The 21,245-nt window shown below is 73.7% G+C and carries 14 protein-coding genes and 4 tRNA genes; 9 read left to right on the plus strand and 9 right to left on the minus strand.

Features of this window, described 5'->3' with window-relative positions:
* Positions 1-65 precede the first annotated feature (65 nt).
* Positions 66-3,584, plus strand: a complete 3,519-nt coding sequence (locus tag ACLQ14_RS06035) for an InlB B-repeat-containing protein (protein WP_425810925.1) — start codon at positions 66-68, stop codon at positions 3,582-3,584.
* Positions 3,585-3,593: 9 nt separating this feature from the next.
* Here ACLQ14_RS06035 and ACLQ14_RS06040 read toward each other — a convergent pair whose 3' ends face one another.
* Complete coding sequence (locus tag ACLQ14_RS06040; protein ID WP_425810927.1) at positions 3,594-3,896, minus strand: hypothetical protein; 303 nt, start codon at positions 3,894-3,896, stop codon at positions 3,594-3,596.
* Positions 3,897-4,058: 162 nt separating this feature from the next.
* On the opposite strand from ACLQ14_RS06040, the gene ACLQ14_RS06045 reads away from it, so the two are divergent.
* The gene (locus ACLQ14_RS06045; RefSeq protein ID WP_425810929.1) at positions 4,059-4,523 is read left to right on the plus strand and encodes an SRPBCC family protein; all 465 of its coding nucleotides are present in this window, start codon (positions 4,059-4,061) and stop codon (positions 4,521-4,523) included.
* A gap of 12 nt (positions 4,524-4,535) precedes the next feature.
* Here the strand turns inward: ACLQ14_RS06045 and ACLQ14_RS06050 are convergent, their stop codons facing one another.
* The 4 genes from ACLQ14_RS06050 to ACLQ14_RS06065 all read right to left on the minus strand — a co-directional run bounded on the left by ACLQ14_RS06050 (position 4,536) and on the right by ACLQ14_RS06065 (position 7,612).
* Complete coding sequence (locus ACLQ14_RS06050) at positions 4,536-5,258, minus strand: hemerythrin domain-containing protein (RefSeq protein WP_425810931.1); 723 nt, start codon at positions 5,256-5,258, stop codon at positions 4,536-4,538.
* A gap of 244 nt (positions 5,259-5,502) precedes the next feature.
* Positions 5,503-5,574: transfer RNA gene (locus ACLQ14_RS06055), tRNA-Val, on the minus strand.
* 104 nt (positions 5,575-5,678) lie between these two features.
* On the minus strand, positions 5,679-6,533 hold the full coding sequence (locus ACLQ14_RS06060) for an aminotransferase class IV (RefSeq protein ID WP_425810933.1): 855 nt from the start codon (positions 6,531-6,533) through the stop codon (positions 5,679-5,681).
* Positions 6,530-7,612: a chorismate-binding protein gene (locus tag ACLQ14_RS06065; RefSeq protein WP_425810935.1), complete on the minus strand. Its 1,083-nt coding sequence runs from the start codon at positions 7,610-7,612 to the stop codon at positions 6,530-6,532. The genes ACLQ14_RS06060 and ACLQ14_RS06065 overlap by 4 nt, the downstream gene beginning before the upstream one ends.
* A 191-nt stretch (positions 7,613-7,803) precedes the next feature.
* Between ACLQ14_RS06065 and ACLQ14_RS06070 the strand changes: the two genes are divergently transcribed.
* The 3 genes from ACLQ14_RS06070 to ACLQ14_RS06080 all read left to right on the plus strand — a co-directional run bounded on the left by ACLQ14_RS06070 (position 7,804) and on the right by ACLQ14_RS06080 (position 8,097).
* Positions 7,804-7,876 (plus strand) — tRNA-Gly (locus ACLQ14_RS06070).
* A 48-nt stretch (positions 7,877-7,924) separates the two neighbouring features.
* Positions 7,925-7,995, plus strand: a tRNA-Cys gene (locus tag ACLQ14_RS06075).
* Between the two features lie 27 nt (positions 7,996-8,022).
* Positions 8,023-8,097: transfer RNA gene (locus ACLQ14_RS06080), tRNA-Val, on the plus strand.
* A 117-nt stretch (positions 8,098-8,214) separates the two neighbouring features.
* On the opposite strand, the gene hrpB is transcribed toward ACLQ14_RS06080, so the two are convergent.
* Genes hrpB through ACLQ14_RS06095 form a run of 3 tightly spaced genes read right to left on the minus strand, consistent with a single transcriptional unit; the run spans position 8,215 to position 13,581 of the window.
* Positions 8,215-10,773 carry an ATP-dependent helicase HrpB gene (gene hrpB, locus ACLQ14_RS06085; protein WP_425810937.1) on the minus strand — a complete coding sequence of 853 codons (2,559 nt, stop codon included), beginning with the start codon at positions 10,771-10,773 and terminating at the stop codon, positions 8,215-8,217.
* A gap of 42 nt (positions 10,774-10,815) precedes the next feature.
* On the minus strand, positions 10,816-10,986 hold the full coding sequence (gene tatA / locus ACLQ14_RS06090; RefSeq protein WP_425810939.1) for a twin-arginine translocase TatA/TatE family subunit: 171 nt from the start codon (positions 10,984-10,986) through the stop codon (positions 10,816-10,818).
* A 36-nt stretch (positions 10,987-11,022) separates the two neighbouring features.
* A complete protein-coding gene (locus ACLQ14_RS06095) occupies positions 11,023-13,581 on the minus strand; it encodes a beta-L-arabinofuranosidase domain-containing protein (protein ID WP_425810941.1) in 2,559 nt (852 codons plus the stop codon).
* A gap of 240 nt (positions 13,582-13,821) precedes the next feature.
* Here ACLQ14_RS06095 and ACLQ14_RS06100 point away from each other — a divergent pair, with 240 nt between their 5' ends.
* Positions 13,822-14,118, plus strand: coding sequence for a hypothetical protein (locus ACLQ14_RS06100; RefSeq protein WP_425810943.1), 297 nt, complete (start codon positions 13,822-13,824; stop codon positions 14,116-14,118).
* Positions 14,119-14,342: 224 nt separating this feature from the next.
* Here ACLQ14_RS06100 and ACLQ14_RS06105 read toward each other — a convergent pair whose 3' ends face one another.
* A complete protein-coding gene (locus ACLQ14_RS06105) occupies positions 14,343-14,570 on the minus strand; it encodes a hypothetical protein (protein WP_425810945.1) in 228 nt (75 codons plus the stop codon).
* Positions 14,571-14,719: 149 nt separating this feature from the next.
* Here ACLQ14_RS06105 and glgX point away from each other — a divergent pair, with 149 nt between their 5' ends.
* The 3 genes from glgX to treZ are packed head-to-tail and all read left to right on the plus strand — an operon-like array spanning position 14,720 to position 21,245.
* Positions 14,720-16,909 (plus strand): glycogen debranching protein GlgX, encoded by a 2,190-nt coding sequence (gene glgX / locus ACLQ14_RS06110; protein WP_425810947.1) that lies wholly within the window; start codon positions 14,720-14,722, stop codon positions 16,907-16,909.
* Positions 16,906-19,440, plus strand: coding sequence for a malto-oligosyltrehalose synthase (gene treY / locus ACLQ14_RS06115; RefSeq protein ID WP_425810949.1), 2,535 nt, complete (start codon positions 16,906-16,908; stop codon positions 19,438-19,440). The genes glgX and treY overlap by 4 nt, the downstream gene beginning before the upstream one ends.
* Positions 19,437-21,245 carry a malto-oligosyltrehalose trehalohydrolase gene (gene treZ / locus ACLQ14_RS06120; RefSeq protein WP_425810951.1) on the plus strand — a complete coding sequence of 603 codons (1,809 nt, stop codon included), beginning with the start codon at positions 19,437-19,439 and terminating at the stop codon, positions 21,243-21,245. Before treY ends, treZ begins: the two co-directional genes overlap by 4 nt.

Raw genomic sequence — 21,245 nt, forward strand, 5'->3', positions numbered from 1 at the left:
GCACCGGCGTCCGGCCCCCGCCCGCACCGTCACGTCACGTCACGTCGCTCGAAGGAGAGTGGAAGATGCGCACGGCACTGCACCGACCCATCGCCCTCGCGCTCGCCCTGGCGGCGACCGCGTCCCTGGCCGGCCTCGCCGGCCCGGCCGTCGCCGCGCCGGCGGCGGGCGCCCAGGCCGCGACCGGCCCGACGGTCGACGACCTCGTGCCGCTCGAGACCGCGACGACCGACCTGCGGACCGTCCTCGACGCGACCGGGCGGTCCTCCCACCCCGACCCGACGACGACGGCGCGCCTGCAGTCCCAGCTCGCGGCCCTCGCGCCCCTCGCGCGCGAGGCGGCGGCCGCACACGAGCCGGCGCACGCGGCGTCGTCGGGCGGCACGGCGGACCCCGCGACGACGGTGCTCGCCGACGCGCGGGCGGCGGTGCGGGACGCGCGCGCCGTGATCGCCGAGGCCCCGGCCGCGGACGACGCGGTGACGGTGACGTTCGACTCGGCCGGCGGCAGCGCCGTCGCGCCGCAGCAGGTGACGGCCGGCGGCACGCTCGCGGAGCCAGCGCACCCCACCAAGGAGGGCGTCGTCTTCGTGGGCTGGTACACCGACGCGGCGACCGTCGGCCACCTGTGGGACTTCCGCAACAACACGGTCCTCGACGCGACGACGCTCCACGCCAAGTGGGTGCGGGTGGACGCGACGCACCGCCTGCTCAACGCGTACGCGTCGGACGACGAGCTCGCGAGCCCGTACGTCGCGGCCACGCTCCAGACGCTCGGGACGCTCTCCGACGACCAGCGGCACCTGACGCTCCCAGCCGGAACGACCGTCTACGTAGCGCCCGGCGTGTACTGGACCGACCTGACGTACCGCGAGGGCGGCGTGATCGACCCGCCCAACGTCGGGCTCAGCATCCTCGGCGACGACGTCGCGCTCCTCGGCCTGACCGACGACGCGACCGACGCGATCGTCGCCGGCAACCGCGGCGAGGGCGGCGAGACCGGCCTCGGGGCGAACGGCAGCTGGTACTCGCTCGGCGTCTCGTCCGGCTTCCGGAGCGAGAACCTGACGATCGCGAACTACGCGCAGCAGGACCTGGTCTACCCGCGCGACCCGTCGCAGGACGTCGCCAAGCGCATCGACTCCAAGAACCACGCCGAGGTGCTCACCCGCGCCGACGGCACCGGGACGCCGGACCGGCTGACGTTCGACAACACGCGGTTCGTCGGCTACCTCAACATGATGGCGAACCTGACACCCGCGCGCGCCTACTTCAAGGACAGCTTCTTCCAGCTCACGGACGACTCGATCTTCTCGGGCGGCACCAACGTCTACGAGCACTGCACGTTCCACTTCTTCGGGAACCACCCGTCGTACAGCGGCGCGGACGACGGCGGCATCGCGGTCCTGCTCGACAGCACCGTCGTGGGCATGCCGCAGATGACGGCGACGGACCTCTACCTCGCCAAGCAGTCCAACGCGATCGGCCCGGACGCGGACGCGATCTTCGCCGTCCTCGACACGCAGTTCACGGGCCGGATCCAGTCGGTCGAGTGGGAGAACGTCGTCCGCGAGGACGCCCGCCACTTCGTCTCGAACAACACGATCGGCGACGACGCGAAGCCGCTCGTCATCAGCCCGTCGCAGCCGCAGACGTCCGTGACGCTGACGGGCGACGCCCTCGACGCGTTCAAGGTCGGCGACGTGTACAACGTCTACAACCTCCTCAAGGGCGACGACGGCTGGGACCCGACGCACCAGCACGACGCCGCGTGGGAGCCGTACTCGAACCTGCCGTACCGGTTCCTCGTCGGAGCCGCGGGCAAGACGCTGTACTCCGACCGGACGGACGACACCAACCGCGCCGTCCTGACACCCGCGCCCGCACCCGTGGGCTCGGTCGACGCGCGGGCGACGTCCTGGTCGTACGACCGCGACCTCCTCGACGGGACGGTCGACGCGGCGACCGGCGCCATCACGTTGACGGCCAAGCCGAACCGGACGGGGGCCGTCGTGAAGACGATCGTGACCGGCACGCTGCCGAGCGGGCTCTCCGCCGGCGCGACGCTGTCCGTCCGTCCGGTCACCGTGCCGGCGCCGGTGGTCTCCTCCCCCGCGATCGCGATCGGGAAGAACGTCGCGACGCTGCGCTACACGCTCGACCAGCTCGGGTACAAGGACACGTCGGTGATCGACTGGTACCGCGAGTCCGGCCCGGACACGACCGACGGCGTCCACATCGGCACGATGCGCAACGACGCCGCCGGCTTCTTCGTCGACGACCCGTACACCGACTACGACCTCAGCACGTACGACGTCGGCTCCTACCTGCGGGCGGTCATCACCCCGAAGTACGAGTTCAGCGGGGCCGGCGCCCCGGTCACCGTGCGGACGACGCGCGCCGTCACCGCGGCCGACGTCACGGACGCCACGCTGCACACGGACTTCAGGAACCTCTTCCTCACCGACGAGGACCACCTGACGACGCAGGGCCGGTGGTTCTTCGACCGCGTGAGCGGGACCGCCGTCCCGTGGGGATGGGGCATCGGGACCAACGGCACCGACAAGGTCTGGGGCCTGCAGAACAACACCGGCGGGACGGGCACCCGGCTCGTGCTCGGCCAGCCCGGCAGCTACGGCGACATGAGCTTCACCGTCGACTACTCGTCGAGCAAGGTCGAGGGTCAGGGCTTCGGGGGCAACGGCCAGTTCCTCGACCTGTACGTCAAGTACGACCCGGCCACGCGCACGGGCTACGGGCTGCACGTCGAGCGGACCGCCGCGGGCGGTTCCAACGCCACGACGTGGACGCTCGCCCGGTTCGACGGCGAGACCCGGACCGCGCTGACGGAGCCCCAGCGGACGGCCGCGTTCATGCCGAAGAGCACGGTGTCCGTCTTCGTCGCGGGCGACACCCTCGGCGTGACGGCGTCGACCCTCTCGTCGCGGACCCCGCTGCAGGTCGAGCAGGGCCTCGCGAACACCGTCGACCTGTCGTGGACGGACGACACGGGCGCCCTGGCCCAGAGCACCGCGGGCGGCGTCGGCATCCGGATCAACAACTCGGGGAACTCGTCCTACGACTACGCGGGCAGCGGCACCGCCACCAACAACACGGTGATGCTGCACGACGTCAGCGTCGACGCCTCCCCCCGGACCGGCGTCGTGACGTTCGACGCCGACGGCGGCACGGAGACCGCAGCGGTGACCGTGCCCCTCGGCGGCGCCGTCGCACGGCCCGCCGACCCGACGCGGGGCGCCGACCTGTTCGCCGGCTGGTTCGCGGACGCCGCCTGCCGGACGCCGTACGACTTCGACTCCCCCGTCACCGGCGACCTGACGCTCCACGCCTGCTGGGAGACCCTGGTGTCCGCGGTCCCCTCCGCGGCCGTCGAGCGGCTGCCCGGCCCGACCGACTCCCTCACGGTCACGGTCACGGAGACCTACTCGCGCGGCACGGTCAAGCGTGTCGCCGACACGTTCCGGGTCCCCAACAACGCGGCTGACACGTACGCCGTCGGGCGCTACCGGGTGTCCGTGGACACCAAGGGCGGGAAGGTCCGGGAGGTGCGGATCGTCGGGTGACGTGCCGGATCACGGCTCGCGCTCGACCGCGAAGACAACGGGCAGCCACCCCTCGCCCGCGCCGGGGACCCCCTCGGGCGGCGTGGGGACGTCCAGCGCGGTCGTGCGCCGGGTCGGCCGGGCCGCGGCCTGCTCGTAGACCTCGTGCCGTCGGCGCGACAGCTCGGAGCACATCGGCAACCCGTCGATCGAACCGCCCGCGACGAGCCGCGAGAGGATCTGGCTCTCCAGGTGGTCGAGCTCCGCAAGTCGACGCCGGTCGGTCGCGTCGAGCAGCGTGTACACCTGGGCCAGCGTCACGGTCTCGGTCATGTGGGTCTCCTTCACGAGCTCGGGCGGTGAGGCGAGCCTGCACCGGCGACCTGTGGCGGACCTCGGAGACTCGTGGCACCACCCGGGGGACGCGTACCGTGGAAGGTGCGGCGCGCGGCCGGCGCGGTCCTGCCCGCCCGCTGGGGAGAAGTGGTGACCACGATGGCTCCGAGCACCGTCCGGTTCGAGGCGAGCACGCGGGTCGAGCAGCCGGTCGACCAGGTCTTCGAGAGGCTCGCGGACCTGCCGGGGTACACCGGCTGGATGCACCACGACGGGCTCTTCAGGCACTGCACCCCCACGTCGGGGCCGCCCGTCCACGAGGGCTCGACCTACCGCGACAGCACCCGGATGGGCACCTTCGACGGCGAGGTCACCACGTGCGAGGCGCCGTCGCGGCTCGCGTTCCGCGAGACCCTGCGGTGGTTCGGCTCCCCCATGTCCGAGGCGCGCCCCGAGTACGAGCTCGAGCGCGACGGCGACGCGACCGTCGTGCACCACGTCGCCGTCGGGACGCTCTACGGGCCGATGCGGCTCATGAAGCCGGTCGCCGGCTGGATGGCCGGCCGGGAGCGGTCGCGCACGCTGCGCTCGCTCGCGCGCTCGTGGGAGCACCCCGGGGAGTGACCCGGCCGCACGTCACGGGGTCTGCGGCACCGGCCGGTCCGGGAACAGGAGGCGGTACTGCTTCTCGAACTGACGCCGCCCGAACATCCGGTACATGACCCGGACCGGCCGGGGCATGCCGTCGACGAACCCCGCCCGCTCCGCCACCGGCGTGTTCGCCAGGAGCATCCCGAGCTGGGGCATGAGGCGGGAGCGCGGGATCGCGCCCATGCCGTGCTCGGCGAGCTGCTCCCACTCCTCCTGGGACAGCACCTTCTCGGCCACCGGCACCACCTCGACGACCTCGCGGCGCAGGTGCGTCGAGAGGACCTCGAGCATGTGCTCGTACTCGCCGGCGAGCGCTTCGCCCGTCGCCGGGTCCGCGGTCCGCGTCCAGTCGGCCAGGAGCGGCGCCGCCCGGTGCAGCAGGTCCTGGACCTGCGCGTGCTGGGCTCGCATCTGCCCGACGTGCAGCGCGCACGCCGGCGCCCGCTGCTCGAGCTTGACCCACAGGAGCTGGTCCTCGCCCTCGTGGTGCACGTGCAGGGTGGCGTCCAGGTCCCCCAGCCACCGGCCGACGAACGCGCTCCGGTCCGTGTCGCCCGCGGAGACGTCACGGACCAGCCCGGGCGCCTGCTGGTACCCCCACAGGAAGGCGTTGTGCACGATGCGCATGTCGCGGCCGTCGCACAGGAGCGGACCGTCGGGCACCGGCGGCGCGGACTCCCCTCGCGCCGCCACGTAGAACTCGTCCATGCCGTCCTCCGGGTCTGTGGGGGCACGGACCGGCAGACCTGCGCCCACCCTCGGAGAGGCCCGTCGCGAGGAACCTGATACGGCGTCGGCCGGACTTCGCCCACGGAGCGGTACGAGCACGGCGAGCAGCCGGCAGGCTCGGCGCGGCGGCTCGCGGCCGGTGCGAGCCGGTCAGGCGTCCCCGCGTGGAAGCAGAAAATGCCCCCGCCCAGCGATTCCGCTGGTCGGAGGCATTTCCTTGAGGTGGGCGATACTGGGTTCGAACCAGTGACCTCTTCGGTGTGAACGAAGCGCGCTACCACTGCGCCAATCGCCCGGGCCACACTCGTACTTCACGCCTGGACCCCACCGACGCGAGCCGGTGCACCAGGTGCGCGCTCAAGGATAGCGGCTCGCGAGCGTGGTGCGAAACCGACACCCTCACGGGTCGACGTGCTGCGCCCGGCGACGCGCGAAGAGGTCCGCGGCGCGCTCGCTGAGCGGCCCGGCGGCAACGTCGACGCCGTCGAGGCGCACCACCGGCGTGACGTTGCGCACGCTGCCCGTGACGAGCAGGTGCGCACGCCCGGCCGTGACGTCGTCGAGCACGGAGAACCGGAGCTCCCCGGGGTCTGCCTCACGGACGGCCAGACCCTCGGCCGCACCCCACTCGAGAAGGAGCTCGCGCGTGATCCCTGCCAGGCAGCCGCTGCTCAGCGGAGGGGTGACGAGCTCGCCACCACGCTCGACGAACACGTTCGCGCCCGTCCCCTCGCAGAGCTCTCCGACGGTGTTCGCGAGGATCGCCTCGTCCGCCCCGCGCTCGGCCGCGTACGCGAGAGCGACGACGTTCTCGGCGTACGACGTCGTCTTGAGCCCCGCGACGGCGGAGCGCTCGTTGCGCACCCACGGGGACCGCACGACCGACGACGTCGCGTGGTGGAGTCCTGGCGACGCCGCAACCACGACGGTCTGCGCCCCGGGGATCCGCCCGGACCCGAGCGGCCCGCGCCCCGCGGTGACGGTGATCCGCAGCCGGGCGGCGTCGGGGCCGGCGGCTGTCAGCACCTCCGCGACGGCGGCACGCAGCAGCGCCTCGTCGGGCGCGTCCAGACCGAGACCCGCCGCGGAACGCTCGAGCCGACGCAGGTGCCGGGTCAGCGCGAACGCCTGCCCGTCCTGCACGCCGCACGTCTCGAACACGCCGTCCCCGACCGTCAGCCCGTGGTCGAGCGCGCCGATCGTCCCCGCCTTAGGGTCGACGAGCACGCCGTCCACCCACACCGTCGCCGTCATCCGTCCTCCTTGCTCCGCCTCACGCCCGACGACGCGAGGCCCACCAGGCGCCGCGCCTTCAGCTCCGTCTCGTCCCACTCGCGCGCGGGGTCCGAGCCCCACGTGATCCCCGCCCCGGTCCCGAACCGCAGGACGCCGCCGGACCACCAGAAGGTCCGGATGCCGACGGCGAGCTCGGCCCGGCCGCGCGCCGGGTAGACCCAGCCGACCGCACCGCAGTAGGGGCCGCGCGGCACGGGCTCGAGCCTACGGATCGAGCGGAGCGCGGACGACTTCGGCGCGCCGGACACCGAGGCCGGCGGGAACGTCGCGGCGAGCACCTCCGCCCAGCCGGTGCCGGTGCGCGTCCGTCCCGCGACGCGCGAGACGAGGTGAACGAGCCCGGGGTGCTCCTCCTTGGCGAGCAGGTCGACGACCTCCACGGAGCCCGGCTCGCACACCCGCTGGAGGTCGTTGCGGACGAGGTCGGTGATCATGACGTTCTCGGCGCGGTCCTTCGCCGTGAGGCCGCCCGGGTCCGCAGCGGTCCCCTTGATGGGGCCCGAGGTGAGGACGCCGTCGCGCACCGACAGGAACAGCTCGGGCGACGCGCTCACCACCCACACGGGCTCCACGCCGCTGCCCGCCGGGACGTGCAGGTACCCGCCGTGCGGCGCCGGGTTGCCCGCCGCCAGCACGCCGGCCAGGGCGCGCGCGTCGGGCTCGCGTCCGGCCCGGACCGGCAGCGGCGCCTCCAGCACCCGGCAGACGTTCACCTGGTAGACCTCGCCGGCGCGGATCTCCTCGCGGACCGTGCGCACGGCGGCCTCGTAGGCGCGTGCGTCGAGCGAGGTGCGCCACGCGTCGGGCGCGGGTCCCTCCCAGGCGGCCGTGCCGTCGTCGGGCGGGAACGACGAGGCGGTGACGTCGCGGAACCGCCACGCCCGCCCGCCACCCTCGAACGGCACGACGACGAACCACGGGCCTCCCCGGTCGAGCACCGACGGGTCGTCCGCGAGGTCGACGGACTCGACGACGTCGCGCGCCCCCAGCCCCCCGAAGGAGGCACTCCCCCGCGTCCCGTGCCGGTCGTGGTCCACGGCGACACGGTAGCCACGACCGGGGGCGACCGGTGCCAGGCGTCCGGGATCCGCGCGATTCCGGGCCTCGCGGGCCCGCGAGGCCGTTACCTGCGGACACACGGAGGGGCCGGTTTGGCTCCGGGCCCCAAAGTCGTCTAAAGTTCATGACGCGCCGAGAGGCCGGGAAAAACCCCGGAACTCAGCAGCGTGCGGACGTGGCTCAGTTGGTAGAGCATCACCTTGCCAAGGTGAGGGTCGCGGGTTCGAATCCCGTCGTCCGCTCGGAGGAACGAACCTCGTGGCTCCAGGGCCTTGTGGTACGAGTCTCAAGGTGGAGTGGCCGAGAGGCGAGGCAGCGGCCTGCAAAGCCGTATACACGGGTTCGAATCCCGTCTCCACCTCGCAGCATTCGGATGCTCCGCATCCCTGGGCGATTGGCGCAGCGGTAGCGCGCTTCCCTGACACGGAAGAGGTCACTGGTTCGATCCCAGTATCGCCCACCAGCATCACGAGCTCCTGACCGGCACGTCCGGTCGGGAGCTCGTCTCGTCTCGGGGACGCGACGTCCGCGACCGCGCCCAGCACCACGACGCCGGACCCCACGCGAGTGACCGATCTTGTCAGCGGGCGCGGCGAGCCGTCGGCGTCGCCGAGGTCGGATCCTCGGGCCACGCGTGCTTCGGGTAGCGGCCCCGCAGCTCGGCCCGCACCTGCGGGTACCCCTGCACCCAGAACGACTCCAGGTCGGCCGTGACCGCGGCGGGACGTCCCGCGGGCGACAGCAGGTGGAGCAGCAGAGGGACGCGGCCGTCGGCGAGCCGGGGCGTGCGCTGCCAGCCGAAGGTCTCCTGCAGGCGCACGGCGAGCACGGGCTGGTCGGCACCGTAGTCGACGCGCACGCCGGAGCCGCTCGGCACGGTGACCCGCTCGGGGGCCAGCTCGTCCAGGCGGGCAGCCTCGGGCCAGGGCAGCAAGCGACGCAACGCACCGGTGAGGTTCACCGTGCGGCCGCGGGCCAGCGCCGCGACGTCGGGTCCGAGCCAGGCGTCCAGGTCGGCAAGGAGCGCGGCGTCGGTGACGTCCGGCCAGGGTGCCCCGAGCACGCGGTGCAGGAAGTCGAGCCGCTCGCGCAGGCGGACCGCGGCCTCGGGCCAGCGCAGCACCGCGAGCCCGTCGCGCCGGAGCCCCGCACGGACCGCGTCCGCGACGACGTCCTTCGACGGGTCGGTCCAGCGCTCGCGCCACAGCTCGATCGCACCGAGCGAGGTCACCCGCGCCGCGCTCACGCGTGCTCCGTCCCACGCGACCTCGGCGCGCACGGTGACGTCCGCCGCGGCCGCCTGACGGGCGGTCTGCTCGTCCACGGGGACGGCGCTGCGCACGACGGCATCCGCGCGTCCCGGCGAGCGGTCCACCTCGGCGACGGCGAGCCACGGCGTGCCGGTCAGCGGCGACCCGGCGGGCAGCACGGCGCCGGCACCCGACGCCATCAGGTACGACGAGCCGCCCGGGCGTAGCCGTGCGAGGCGGTCGGGGTGCGCGAGCGCGACGACGAGCCCGACGGCCTCGTCGTCGGTGAGCCGGCCTTCGTGGGCGCCCCGGGAACGCGGAGGACCGTCCGCCGGGGTCGCCGTCCCCGACGGCGCTCCGAACCCACCGGGTGCGTCGCGCGTCGCGTCGCGCGTGGCCCGCTCGAGCCGGTCCCGCTGGGCGCGCCACGGCTCCGCCCCCGCTCCCCCGCCCCGCAACGCGCGCAGCCCGGCGACGAGGTCTGCACCGGGCACCCGGACGTCCTCGGACAGTGCCGCCACGACCTCCGCCGCGCGGCGCGGTCCCACGACGGCCGCAGCGTCGAGCAGCGCACGGGCGTGCCGTGGGTCCGCGGGGATGCGCGCGATCCGGCGACCGAGCGGGGTGACCGCGTGCCCGGCGTCCACCGCCCCGAGGCGCCGCAGCACCTCGTGGGCGCCGGCCAGGGAGGCGGTCGGCGGCGGGTCCAGCAGCGCCAGGCCGCGCCCGTCGGGCGTCCCCCAGCACGCGAGCTCCAGCGCGAGACCGGTGACGTCCGCGGTGCGGATCTCCGGCTCCGGGTGCGGCACGAGCCGCGCGTGGTCGCCCTCCGACCAGCACCGGTACACCGCTCCGGGCCCCTCGCGCCCCGCGCGGCCGGCGCGCTGCTCCGCGCCGGCCCGGCTCACCGACACGGTCACCAGGCCGGGCAGCCCGCGGCGCACGTCGGTGCGCGGCTCGCGCGAGAGCCCGGCGTCGACCACGACCCGGACCCCCGGGACGGTCAGGGACGACTCGGCGACCGCCGTGGACACGACGACGCGCCGCCGCCGGCCGGTCGCGAGCGCGCGGTCCTGCTCACGCCCCGCAAGACGACCGTGCAGCGGCCACACGTCCACGCTCGCGCCCGAGAGCCCCCTCACCACCACCTCGACCTCGCGCACGCCCGGCACGAACACCAGGACGTCCCCGCCGCGCTCTGCCAGCGCCCGACGCGTCGTCGCGACCACGTGGTCGAGGAACGCACGGGTCGGCCCGCGCTCGTCCTGACGGGGACCACGCGGTGGGCACCAGACCTTCTCCACGGGGTGCAGCGCCCCGGTCACGCGCACCACGGGCGCGGCCACGTCGCCACCGACGGCCGCGGCCGTCCGCTCCGCCTCGACCGTCGCGGACATCGCGACGAGCGCCAGGTCGTCCCGCAGGTTCTCCCGCACGTCGACGAGCAGGGCGAGCGCCAGGTCGTCGTCGAGGTGACGCTCGTGGACCTCGTCGAGCACCACGGCCCGCACCCCCGCCAGCTCGGGGTCGCGCTGCAGGCGCCGCACCAGGGTGCCGGTCGTGACGACCTCCACCCGGGTGCGTGCCGACGTGCGCGACTCGCCCCGGACCGTGAACCCGACGCTCGCCCCGACCTCCTCGCCGAGCAGCGCCGCGAGCCGGCGCGCCGCGGCCCGTGCGGCGATACGCCGCGGCTGCGTCACCACGACCCGCCCTCCGAGGGCGTGCGCGACCGCGGGCGGGACCAGGGTCGTCTTGCCCGTCCCGGGCGGTGCCTGGACCACCGCGACGCCGCGCGCACCGAGCGCCGCCACGACCTCGCCCAGGTGGGCGCCTACAGGGAGGTCCGGTGGCGCGGCGAGCAGGCGGGCGATCGGGTCTTCGGGCACCGCCCGAGTCTGCCGTGCCCGGTCCCCCGGCGTCGACGCGAGCTAGACCGTGGGCGGCGTGGGCGGCGTGTCCGGGTCGCCGCCGAGCTCCTTGATGTCCTTCTGGACGATCTTCAGCGACTGGCCCACGCTCTTCGCGAGGTCCGGCAACCGGCCCGCGCCGAACAGCAGGACGACGACGACGAGCAGGACGATGATGTGCCACGGCTTCATGGGTGGTGCCTCTCGGTGGTGGGTCGGGACCGGCGGTCAGCGCGCGTCGTAGCGCCAGCGCAGCACGCCGCCCGAGACGCCGGGCTGGAGCTGGAGCTGGATGCGCAGGGCGTCGGTGCGGACGGCCCGGAAGCTGACCCGGTTGAACCGGCTCCGCGCCGTGCCGTAGCCGGAAGCACCCGACACGGGCACCCACGCGTCGTCCTGCCGCGAGAAGAGCTGCCACGAGGCGGGCACGCGGCACTGCCCGTCGCCCGTGTCGTCGAACCAGTACAGCTCGACCGCGCGCGCCTCGACCTGCTGGCCGAAGTCGTACTGGACCCACTCGGACGTCCCGACGTGCGGCCAGAAGCTGTGCCGTGCGAGGTTCTCCCCAAGCGAGGACGACGGCTCGTCACCGAGGCCGATCGCGTTGACGTCGTCCGAGCCGAAGCACCACGACGCCGTCGGTGCCGCCCAGGCGTGGGCCGACCGGTCCGTCGACACCCGAGGGAACGACGAGATCCGCAGCCGCGCCGCACCCAGCGGCACCAGGTCGACGGTCGTGCGGGACGCCGTCGTCCGGGCGGGGCCGGGCTGCAGCACGCCGACGACGTCGTCCGCGTCCTCGCGCCAGCCCGGCACGAGGCGCGCGGGCGCGGTGGCGACGAGCGGCGTCGTCGCGGGCACGAACGGGTTGGCGCCGGAGGGAACCGAGCGCCGCCGCACCTTGATCTCCCGCTCGGGGTGCCGGCTCGGCAGGTCCAGGCCATAGTTCCACGGCGACGTCGGGTCCGCCGTGAGCTCGGGCCACTGCTCGCTCCCGTCGTAGCGGGTGGACAGCTCGCCGATCGCGAGGGAGAACGTGACCGGGCCGTGCTGCACGGACACGGAGTCCTGGTTGTCGGGCCACTCCCGGACGCTCGTCGACATGGGCAGTCGGAGCGTCACGACGTCGCCGTCGTGCCACGTCCGGTCCAGGCGCACGTACCCGGCGCCCGAGCCTGTGACGCGCACCCGCCGCCCGGCCACCGTGATCGACGGGCTGCCCGCCCACGCCGGGATGCGCAGGTAGAGCGGGAACGCGACGTCCTTCGACGTGCCGACCCGGAGCTCGACGGTCTCGTCGAACGGGTAGGAGGTGCGCTCCTCGATGGTGACGCTCTGCCCGGACGCGACCTTCGCCTCGACGGTCGTCGGCGCGTACAGGGACGCGACGAGGCCCCCGTCGTGGCTCGCGAGCCACGACTCCTCGACGTAGTAGGGCCAGCCCATGCCGTAGTTGTGGGGGCAGCAGCGGTAGTTGTGCACGCCCGTCATGTACGACTGCATGGCCCAGGTGTTGTCGAACTGGCCCATCGTCTGCGCGGCGGACCGCAGCCGCGTGCTGTTCGCTGACGTCACGTAGTGGATCGCCCGCTGCTGGGGGTCGAACGCGGCGGGCAGCGAGTTGATCGCGAGGTCCTCGCACCGGTCGGCCCACGCCGGGTCGCCCGTCATGCGCGCCAGCATCTCGTGGCTGTGCATGAGCTCGACGATCCCGCACGTCTCGAAGCCCTGGCGCGGGTCGGAGTAGCCCTGACGGACGTTCTCGTCGCCGGCGAACCCGCCGCCCGGGAACTGGCCGAACCCGCCCATGATCTGCGCGTACCGGGCGTACGTCGCGTCGTGGTGCCGGTCCTGGCCCGACCGCAGCCAGTACTGCAGGGGCTCGCGGAAGCCCTGCGAGACGTTGACGTTGTGCCAGTTCGGCATGCCGGACACGTAGTCGGCCATCCCGGCGTGGATCTTGTCCACGAGGTCGAGCAGCCAGGAGTCGCCCGTGCGGTCGTACAGCCAGTAGATGCTGTCGATGTTGTCGCCCCAGCGCTGCGCCGCCCAGCTCCGGCCGAAGACGGCGTCCGGCTGCGTGGACTGGAAGCGGAAGAACTTCTCCATGAGGTCGGGCACGGCGTCGTCGCCCGAGTACTCGTGCCAGCTGCGCAGGGCCGCGAGCAGGGGCATCCCGGGCCAGAAGTCGGGGCCGCCCTCGAGCGAGGTGCGCAGCGACGTCGGGCCGAACCAGCCGTCCGACGTCTGCGTGGCCATGATCCCCGTGATCCACTTCTCGGTGCGCTCGAGGACGCCGGCGTCCCCGGTCACGTAGCCGAGGTCGCCGAAGCCCCGCAGCCAGTACGGCAGCTCCTCCCAGCCCGCCTTCGCGGGATGCACCCAGCCGCAGCTGTCGTAGTCGAGGTAGTCGGACACCTCGTCGTAGCGGCCGTTCATCCCGTCGAGCTGCAGGTCGAGCTGCTGACGCAGCCAGCCGCCCGCTCGCACGGCGCCCGGCGGGAGCGGCAGGAACGGGGCCGCGCGCAGGGGCGCGCGGTGCTGCGTGTACGGGGTGGTCCCGGAGCCGTCCGCGGAGACGGTCGGGAGGATCTGCACGGACGCCGCCGCCGCGCCCTCGACCGTCGCCGCCGACGCGCGGCCGGCGGGAAGGCCCGAGACCGCCAACGCTGCGCCTGCGACCGCCCCGAGCTGGAGGACGGCGCGGCGTGGCACACCTCCCCCGCCTTCGGGTCCGCCGGGGTCGGTCGACGACGTGACCATGGGTGACGACAGCTGCTCCACCATGCCTCCTTGCACCGAGGTTGCCCGAACGAGCACGTACCGCTCGACTTCGAGCAGCTCGCGCCTTCAACCTAGGTCGCGAGTTCCCAGAAGACAACAGGTCTGATCATTTGGTCCCAGATGCGATCAGACCAGCACGTCGCGCTTGGTTGTGCGTCTCGGTCGCCGGACCACGGCACCGGTCGGATCGTGACGACGAGCCCGGAGCACGTCCCCCGACAAGATCGGACGTAAGGTCGGGTCGTGACTCTGCACGCCCCGCCCGCCGGCACGCCCGTCTCCCCCGCGATGCGGCAGGCCAAGCAGGAGGCCCAGGCGTCGCACGTCACCATCGGCACCGCCGGTGAGACCGCGGAAGGTCGGATCACCATCGGCTGCTCGTGCGGCATGACGCTCACGAACGGGCCGACCTGGTCCCTCGACGAGCACATCCGGCTGCATCGCGCCGAGGCGCGGTACCTGGCCCTGAGCGACGCGGCTCCTGCCGGGATGCCCCGGCTCCTCCCCGTCGGCGCGGACCGCCTGCCCTTAGCTCACTGACGCCGCCGCTCACTGACGCCGCCGCTCACTGACGCCGCCGCTCACTGACGCCGCCGCTCACCGACGCCGCAGAGCGTGGATTCAGCCGCGGCTTGCGCAGACGCGTCCGGACGACCGGCACAACCACAGCACGAGGCGCGGGGGTCTGTGCGGTGGAGTTCAAGGCCCGACCGTAGGGACGGCGGCCCGCCGTCCCGTGCGTCAACCGCCCGACGCGTCGCTCCTCAGAGCTCGTCGGGGTCGTCCCACGAGGTGCCGGACGAGGCGCCCTCGATGGGGTGGAGCTCGGTCGCGGACAGCGACTGCGGGGCCCGGGAGGCGTCGCCCCCGGCGAGGAGCTCGCGCCGCCGCTCGCTCGAGAGCCGGCTGTCGTCGTCGCTGGCGAGGGTCCCGGCAGCCCGTGCCGCCCGCTCGGGGGCTGCGGCGCGGTCGGCGATCCGTTCGGTGCTCATACCTCGGGTCTACCAGGTCCGACGGCAGCGCGCACGTACCCGCCGCGTCCGGCGACGGACCGTCACACAAGGTTCACCCGCACGAGACATGCGAGGCGCATCGTGCCCCCTGGCACACACGGGACCGTCCTCGATGGCACGCTGGGGCCATGGATCTCTGGCCCGGCCGCTCCTATCCTCTCGGCGCCACGTTCGACGGCACCGGCACCAACTTCGCCCTGTTCTCGGAGGTCGCCGACAAGGTCGAGCTCTGCCTCCTGAACGACGACGGGACGGAGGAACGCCTCGCCCTGCGCGAGGTCGACGCGCACGTCTGGCACGGGTTCCTCCCGGGCGTCGGGCCAGGCACCCGGTACGGGTACCGGGTGCACGGGCCCTTCGACCCTGCCCAGGGGCTGCGCAGCGACCCGAGCAAGCTCCTGCTCGACCCGTACGCGAAGGCGATCGACGGCATGATCGACGGTGACGAGTCGCTGTTCTCCTACCGGTTCGACGCCCCGGACGAGCGCAACTCGGCCGACTCCGCGGCGCACACGATGCACTCGGTGGTCATCAACCCGTACTTCGACTGGGGCCACGACCGGCCGCCGAACCGGGACTACCACGACAGCGTGATCTACGAGGCGCACGTCAAGGGCATGACGATGCAGCACCCCAAGGTCCCGGAGCACCTGCGCGGGACGTACGCGGGCATGGCGCACCCGGCGATCGTCGAGCACCTGACGAAGCTGGGAGTGACGGCCGTCGAGCTCATGCCGGTCCACCAGTTCGTGGACGACCCCGTCCTGCGCGAGCGCGGCCTCTCCAACTACTGGGGCTACAACACGATCGGGTTCTTCGCCCCCCACAACGGGTACACCGCGTACGGCACGCGGGGCCAGCAGGTCCTCGAGTTCAAGGCCATGGTCAAGGCGCTCCATGAGGCGGGCATCGAGGTGCTCCTCGACGTCGTGTACAACCACACCGCGGAGGGCAACCACCAGGGGCCGACGCTCAGCTTCCGGGGCATCGACAACGCCGCGTACTACCGGCTGGTGGACGGCGACGAGGCGCACTACTTCGACACGACGGGCACCGGCAACTCGTTGCTCATGCGTTCGCCCCAGGTGCTGCAGATGATCATGGACTCCCTGCGGTACTGGGTCGAGGAGATGCACGTCGACGGGTTCCGGTTCGACCTCGCTGCGACCCTGGCCCGGCAGTTCCACGAGGTCGACCGCCTGTCGGCGTTCTTCGACCTCGTGCACCAGGACCCGGTGGTGTCGCAGGTCAAGCTCATCGCCGAGCCCTGGGACCTCGGCGACGGGGGCTACCAGGTGGGCGGGTTCCCTCCCCTGTGGACCGAGTGGAACGGGCAGTACCGGGACACGGTCCGCGACTTCTGGCGCGGTGAGCCGTCGACCCTGCCGGAGTTCGCGAGCCGCCTGACGGGCTCGTCGGACCTGTACGAGCACAGCGGCCGCAAGCCGATCGCGTCGATCAACTTCGTGACCGCCCACGACGGCTTCACCCTGCACGACCTCGTCTCCTACAACGAGAAGCACAACGAGGCCAACCTGGAGGGCAACAACGACGGCGAGTCGTACAACCGGTCGTGGAACTGCGGGGTCGAGGGCGAGACGAAGGACAAGGAGATCCTCCGGCTGCGCCGGCGTCAGCAGCGCAACTTCCTGGCCACCCTCATGCTCTCGCAGGGCGTGCCGATGATCAGCCACGGCGACGAGCTGGGCCGGACGCAGGGCGGCAACAACAACGGCTACTGCCAGGACAACCCGACGACGTGGGTGAACTGGGACCTGGACGGTGAGGGGCGCGCGCTCCTGGAGTTCGCACAAGCGGCGGTGGCGCTGCGCCGGGCGCACCCGATCCTCCACCGCCGCGGGTTCTTCACCGGTCGGACCGACATCGAGCCGGGCTCCGGCGACGTGGACGGTGACGGCGTCCTCGACGACCCGTCCGCCCCCGGCGACGACGCGCCGTCGGCGCCGGGCGAGCCGGCCGACATCGAGTGGCTCGACCTGACCGGCCAGCGGATGGACTCCACCGACTGGCAGCAGGCCTTCGCGCGCACGGTCATGGTCTTCCTCAACGGCGCGGCCATCCCCGAGACCGACCGCCGCGGCGACCCCATCGTCGACGACTCGTTCCTCATCCTCCTCAACGCCCACTCCGACGCGCTCGCGTTCCACCTGCCGGACGAGTCGTTCGGCCAGGCGTGGACGGTGCGCCTCGACACGGACGGCTCGACCCGGCCAGGCGCGCGGGTGCTCGCCGGCGCGACGCTGCGGGTCACCGGCCGCAGCGTGATCGTCCTGGCTCGCCCCTCGGAGCTCGGATGACCGCCCCGGTCCTGGCCCGCCGACGACCCGGCCCCGCCCGCCCCGTCCCGGTCTCGACGTACCGGCTGCAGCTCGGGGCCGACCTCACCTTCGACGACGCGGCCGGCCAGGTCCCCTACCTGGCGGCGCTCGGGGTCACGCACCTGTACCTGTCCCCCGTGCTCCAGGCCGCGCCCGGGTCGACCCACGGCTACGACGTCGTCGACCACACGCGGGTCTCGGACGTCATGGGCGGCCGGGACGGCCTCGCGCGCCTGGCCGCGGCCGCGCACGAGCACGATCTCGGCCTCGTGCTCGACGTCGTGCCCAACCACATGGCGGTCCCGGTGCCCGAGTGGCACAACCGGGCCCTGTGGTCGGTGCTCGCGCACGGCCCGGACTCGGAGTACGCCCGCTGGTTCGACGTCGACTGGTCGGCGGGCGACGGCGCCGTCCTGCTCCCCGTGCTCGGCGCGCGGCTCCCGGACGTGCTCGCCGAGGACCAGCTCACCCTCGACGAGGTCGTCCTGCCCGGCGACGACGAGCCGACCACCGTCCTGCGGTACTTCGACCACGTCCTGCCGGTCCGTCCCGGCACGGAGTCCCTGTCGCTCACCGACCTCCTCGAGCACCAGCACTACCGGCTCGCCTACTGGCGCGTCGGCGACGAGGAGCTCAACTACCGACGCTTCTTCGACGTCGGCTCCCTCGTCGCGATCCGGGTCGAGGACGAGACCGTCTTCGACGCGACGCACGCGCTGATCCTCGAGCTCCTCGCCGACGGCACCGTCGACGGCCTGCGCATCGACCACCCCGACGGGCTCGTCGACCCGGGCCGCTATCTCGAGCGCCTCGCCGAGCGGACGGGCCGCGCCTGGGTCGCCGTCGAGAAGATCCTCGAGGGCGACGAGACGCTCCCGCCCGAGTGGGAGACCGTCGGCACCACCGGCTACGAAGCGCTCTGGCGGCTGCAGCAGCTCTTCGTCGACCCGCGCGGACGCCCGTACCTCGCGCGGCTGCAGCGCGCAGCCCAGCCCGACGCGACCGACGGTCTCGAGCGGCTCGTCGCCCGGTCCAAGGCCGAGGTGCTCGACGGTGCCCTCTACGCCGAGCTGCACCGACTCACCGACCTCGCCCGCGCCGTCTGCCAGGACGACCCGCGCCTGCGCGACCACCCGTGGCGGGGCCTGCACGAGTGCCTGAGCGTGCTGCTCGTCGAGTTCGACCGCTACCGGGCGTACGTCGTCCCCGGCACAGAGCCTCGGCGCGAGGCGGTCGACGCCGTCGAGGCCGCCGCCGCCCGGGCACGACGCCGACTGCCGGCGGACCGCGCCGAGACGCTGGACGTCGTCGTCGCGCTCCTGCTCGGCCGCGAGGTCGGCAGCGCCGGCCGGACCCGCGGCCCACGCCGCGACGAGCTCGCCGTCCGATTCCAGCAGGTGTGCGGCGCCGTCATGGCCAAGGGCGTCGAGGACACCGCGTTCTACCGGTGGACCGAGCTCGCCAGCCTGTGCGAGGTCGGCGCCGACCCCGTGCCCTTCGCCCTCGACCCGCACGCCTGGCACGCGTTCGCCGAGGCGTTCGGCGCCCTGACCCCGCTCGCGCTCACCACCGGCTCGACCCACGACACCAAGCGCAACGAGGACACCCGCGCGAGCCTGGGCGTGCTGTCCGAACGCGCGGCCGCCTGGGAGCGCGCCGTCGCCGACCTCGACGCCCGGACGCGCACCCGCCGCGCCGCACTCGTCGACGGCCACGCCTCGACCCTCTTGTGGCAGACCCTCGCCGGCACCTGGGACCCCGACGCCGACGACGGCGCGGGCGCCCCGATCGACGCGGACCGGCTCACCGCATACCTTCTCAAGGCACTGCGCGAGGCCAAGCTGCGCACGTCCTGGACCGACCCCGACGCCGCCTACGAGGACGCCGTCCTCGAGCTGGCCCGCAGCACGCTGGCCGACCCCCGCTGCGTCGACGTGCTGCGCGAGTGGGCGCGCGCCGGCGACAAGGCGCTGCGGGCCGCCTCGCTCGGCATCAAGCTCGTCCAGCTCACCATGCCCGGCGTCGCCGACGTCTACCAGGGCACCGAGCGCTTCGCCCCGACCCTCGTCGACCCCGACAACCGCCGCCCCGTGGACCACGCGGCGCTCGCGGCCCGGCTGGCGCGGCTCGACGACGGCGCGGGCGCGCGCACGCTGGCGGACCAGAAGCTCCTCGTGACGTCCCGCGCTCTGCGGGTCCGTCGCGCCGACCCGGCCGCGTTCGTGGGCGAGGCCGCCGGCTACCGGCCGCTCCCGACGTCGTCGCCGTGCGCGGTCGCCTTCGCCCGGACGTGCGACGGCGAGCCGCGGGCCGTCACCGTCGCGACGCGGCTCGCGACCGAGCTCGACGAGACGGGCGGCTGGCGCGAGCACACGGTCGTGCTGCCCTCCGGCGCCTGGACGGACGTGCTGACCGGGGCACGCGTGGCCGGCGGGTCCGTGCGGCTCGAGGACCTGCTGGCCACCTTGCCGGTCGCGCTGCTCGTGCCGGACGAGGGGGCACGGGCATGAGACCGGCGGTCTGGGCGCCTTCCGCCGGCGCGGTCGCTCTCGTCCTCCCGCGACGGGCGGACCGCGCCTACGACGACGCCGCGCGCGTCCCGATGAGCCCGGATCCCGACCGCGCCGGCTGGTGGAGCGCACCGGACGCCCTGGAGCCCGGCACCGACTACGCCTTCGCGCTCGACGACGGGCCGCCGCGTCCCGACCCGCGCAGCGCCCGGCAGCCCTACGGCGTCGACGGCCCGAGCCGCGTCGTCGACGTGCACACCTTCCCGTGGACGGACGACGCCTGGCCGGGTCGGGACGTGCGGGGGCAGGTCGTGTACGAGCTGCACGTCGGCACCTTCACCTCCGAGGGCACTCTCGACGCTGCGGCCGGCCGCCTCGGCCATCTCGTCGAGCTCGGCGTGGGCGTGGTCGAGCTCATGCCCGTGAACGCGTTCGGGGGGCGCTGGGGCTGGGGCTACGACGGCGTCGCGCTGTGGGCGGTGCACGAGCCCTACGGCGGCCCCGAGGCGCTCGCACGGTTCGTCGACGCGGCGCACGGCCGGGGGCTCGCGGTCGCCCTCGACGTCGTCTACAACCACCTCGGCCCGGCGGGCAACTACCTGCCGGAGTTCGGACCGTACTTCACCGACGCGCACCACACGCCCTGGGGCCCGGCCGTCAACCTCGACGGCCCGGGCAGCAGCGAGGTGCGGGCGTGGATCGTCGAGAACGCCTGCCGGTGGCTGCGGGACTTCCACGTGGACGCGTTGCGGCTCGACGCCGTGCACGCGCTCGTCGACGACTCCCCGCGGCACCTGCTGGCCGAGCTGTCCGACGTCGTCGCGACGCTGTCGGCCGAGCTGGAGCGGCCGCTCTCCCTGATCGCGGAGTCCGACCGGAACGACCCAGCAACGACCGCGCCCACAGCCGAGGGCGGGCTCGGGATGACCGCCCAGTGGGCCGACGACGTCCACCACGCCGTCCACGCGTTCCTCACGGGCGAGCGGCACGGCTACTACGTGGACTTCGGGTCGGTCCCGGTGCTCGCGAAGGCGCTCACCGGGGTGTTCGTGCACGACGGCGGCTGGTCGACGTTCCGCGACCGCCCCTGGGGCCGGCCGCTGCCGCCGGGACGGGACGGGCACGCGTTCGTCGTCTTCGCCCAGGACCACGACCAGGTGGGCAACCGCGCCCTCGGCGACCGCCCCTCGGCGAGCCTCGACCCGGGCGGGCTGGCCGCCGCAGCGGCCCTGGTCCTGGTCTCTCCGTTCACGCCGATGCTCTTCATGGGCGAGGAGTGGGGTGCGAGCACGCCGTGGCAGTACTTCACGGACCACGCCGACCCGGAGCTGGGCCGCGCCGTCCGGGAGGGCCGACGGGGCGAGTTCGGCGGGCACGGCTGGGAGGCCCTCTACGGGGGCCGGGTGGACGTACCCGACCCGCAGGACCACGCGACCCGCGACGCCTCCGTGCTCGACTGGGCGGAGAAGGACTCCGGCCTCCATGCGGCCCTGCACGCCTGGTACCGCCGCCTCGTGGCGCTCCGTCGAGAGCCGGCCGTCGCCTCCGGGGACCTCGGCGACGTGCGGGTGACGTCACAGGACGGCGACGCGACGGTCGTGGTCGCTCGGCCGGGGGTGGTCGTGGCGCTGACCCGCGCGTCGTCGGACGTCCGGGTCCCGCTCCCCCCGTCCGCCGGCGGATGGACCCTCGCGGCCGCGTGGGACGGTCGCAGCCACGTGGACGGCGAGGGCGGGGACGCCGCCGTGGTGCTGGGCGCAGGGTCGGTCGCCGTCCTCCTCGCCTCCGACGGCGGCCGTCGGTAG

The organism is Luteimicrobium sp. DT211 (assembly GCF_049844995.1).
Classification (GTDB): domain Bacteria; phylum Actinomycetota; class Actinomycetes; order Actinomycetales; family Cellulomonadaceae; genus Luteimicrobium.

What these genes read in the sequence shown, in the direction of transcription:
- ACLQ14_RS06035 (WP_425810925.1), top strand. Translation starts at nt 66, where the DNA reads ATGCGCACGGCACTGCACCGACCCATCGCCCTCGCGCTCGCCCTGGCG.
- ACLQ14_RS06040 (WP_425810927.1), bottom strand. Translation starts at nt 3,896, where the DNA reads ATGACCGAGACCGTGACGCTGGCCCAGGTGTACACGCTGCTCGACGCG.
- ACLQ14_RS06045 (WP_425810929.1), top strand. Translation starts at nt 4,059, where the DNA reads ATGGCTCCGAGCACCGTCCGGTTCGAGGCGAGCACGCGGGTCGAGCAG.
- ACLQ14_RS06050 (WP_425810931.1), bottom strand. Translation starts at nt 5,258, where the DNA reads ATGGACGAGTTCTACGTGGCGGCGCGAGGGGAGTCCGCGCCGCCGGTG.
- ACLQ14_RS06060 (WP_425810933.1), bottom strand. Translation starts at nt 6,533, where the DNA reads ATGACGGCGACGGTGTGGGTGGACGGCGTGCTCGTCGACCCTAAGGCG.
- tatA (WP_425810939.1), bottom strand. Translation starts at nt 10,986, where the DNA reads ATGAAGCCGTGGCACATCATCGTCCTGCTCGTCGTCGTCGTCCTGCTG.
- ACLQ14_RS06095 (WP_425810941.1), bottom strand. Translation starts at nt 13,581, where the DNA reads ATGGTGGAGCAGCTGTCGTCACCCATGGTCACGTCGTCGACCGACCCC.
- ACLQ14_RS06105 (WP_425810945.1), bottom strand. Translation starts at nt 14,570, where the DNA reads ATGAGCACCGAACGGATCGCCGACCGCGCCGCAGCCCCCGAGCGGGCG.
- glgX (WP_425810947.1), top strand. Translation starts at nt 14,720, where the DNA reads ATGGATCTCTGGCCCGGCCGCTCCTATCCTCTCGGCGCCACGTTCGAC.
- treY (WP_425810949.1), top strand. Translation starts at nt 16,906, where the DNA reads ATGACCGCCCCGGTCCTGGCCCGCCGACGACCCGGCCCCGCCCGCCCC.
- treZ (WP_425810951.1), top strand. Translation starts at nt 19,437, where the DNA reads ATGAGACCGGCGGTCTGGGCGCCTTCCGCCGGCGCGGTCGCTCTCGTC.